The organism is Frankia sp. CoBUL1, from assembly GCF_978021245.1.
Genome location: NZ_CDXDOS010000316.1, coordinates 1,843 through 3,534, shown reverse-complemented (window position 1 = coordinate 3,534; position 1,692 = coordinate 1,843). Strand labels below are relative to the sequence as shown.

Below are 1,692 nucleotides of genomic sequence, written 5' to 3'. Positions count from 1 at the left end.
ATCGGCCTTCGGCCACAGGGTGACTCCGACGGAACCGCCTGGTAATACCCAATGGTGGGCACAGGGCGATGAGCTCCGCAGGACGCCGTAGAACGAGGTCGGGATCGGCGGCGAGCAAGGGCGCCTCGTCCACGTCTCCCCACAACGCGGCGGCGGCCATGACTCCGGCGTCGCGCGCAGCGGCAAGGTCGGTGACCGCATCGCCGATCATGACTGCATTCTTCGGCTCGGTGTCCAGCAGTTCCAGCGCACGTAGCACGATGTCCGGCGCGGGTTTCGCCCTGGCCACCTCGTCGGATCCAAGGACCTGGTCGAACAGCGGCAGCACCCCTAGACCATCCAACAGCGAGCGTGCCCGCCAGCCGGCCTTTCCAGTGGCCACTGCCAGCCCGTACCCACGGTCGCTCAGCTGCCGGACCAGCTCCGGCGCTCCGGGGAACAACTCGACCTCGCTGGCCAGCCGGGCGCTTTCGCGGACGAACGGTTCCTCCATCTCCAGCGGCAGGTTCATGATTTTCATGATGTCCGGAAAATACCGTCCGAAGTGTCGGCGGTATTGCGCGAACGGCGGCTCCCCGGAGCCGACGACCTCCCGGTAGGCGACGATGAAAGCCCGACGCATCACGTCGAAGCTGTTCACCAGAACGCCGTCGAGGTCGAAGACGACGGTTTGCAGATCGTTCCCGAACCGCGCCGGGCTCGGCTGTGGCGGAACGGGCGACGTCGAGGGCGCCGGAATGGCCGGTTTCGGTACGGGCGACGTCGAGCGGAACGAGGACTGGACATGCGAAGCCGAGTCAGGGTGGGCCGAGCGGTAAAGGCGTTCGATGACGTTCACGGTCCGCTGGGCGTCACCGATGGCGATGCCGCGCACCGCCGGATCCGCGCAGGTGTCTGCGATCTCGTCGAGGAGGCGGTCGTACTCGACACCGATCGGTTCCGTGTCAACGGCCACCGCAGTCGTCCGGCCCGCCCGCAGAACGGTGAGTGCTGACCGATCGAGCCGGTTGGTGCTGAACCCGAACGTGCATTCCAGGCGCGCCGTACCCGAACTGCCCTCGACGACGACGGCGGTCACATCGGTGGGCTGATGCGATGCCCACCCGACGGTGAGGGACAGGGAGAGCCGGTTCCGGGTCACCAGGAAAGCGCGCGCGGTGTCCTCGACATCACCGGTGAATCCGACTGCCCGGCGCGCGCCCGTCCCGGTGTGCCAGGCGGCCCGGGCGCCGGCATCGCGAAGGAAGTCGTCGGAGAACGACCCCACCACCTGGCTGTCCTCCATGCCGTCGACCAGCGGCGAGATCACGTCCAAGAGGTGCCAGCCGAGATCCAGCAGCGCTCCGCCCCCGGATCGTCCCCGCCGGGTGAACCAGCCGACACCGGAAGGGATGCCACGAGCCCGGACCCACGCGGCGGACACGTGCCGGATCCGCCCGAGGGAGAGGGCCAGATCCAGCAGCGCCCGCACGTCCGCGCGGTGCCGGGCAGCACTGCCCGCCAGCAGGGTCGCGCCGCCGCGGCGCTCCGCGTCGGCCAGCCGATCCGCCTCCTCGGACGTCAGGCAGACGGGTTTCTCGACGAACACCGAGATTCCCCTGGCCAGGAGGCTTTCGGCCACAGCGGCGTGCAGGTGGTTCGGCACTGCCACCACGGCGAGGTCCACCGCCCCGCCGGGCAGCTCCTCGACGG

1 protein-coding gene is annotated in these 1,692 nt (G+C 69.1%); it reads right to left on the bottom strand.

Translation table 11 applies throughout. The features are described from left to right. Window positions 1–1,692 (bottom strand): HAD-IA family hydrolase (locus AC08OX_RS16145; RefSeq protein ID WP_476608580.1); only part of this gene is annotated, 1,692 nt, incomplete at both ends.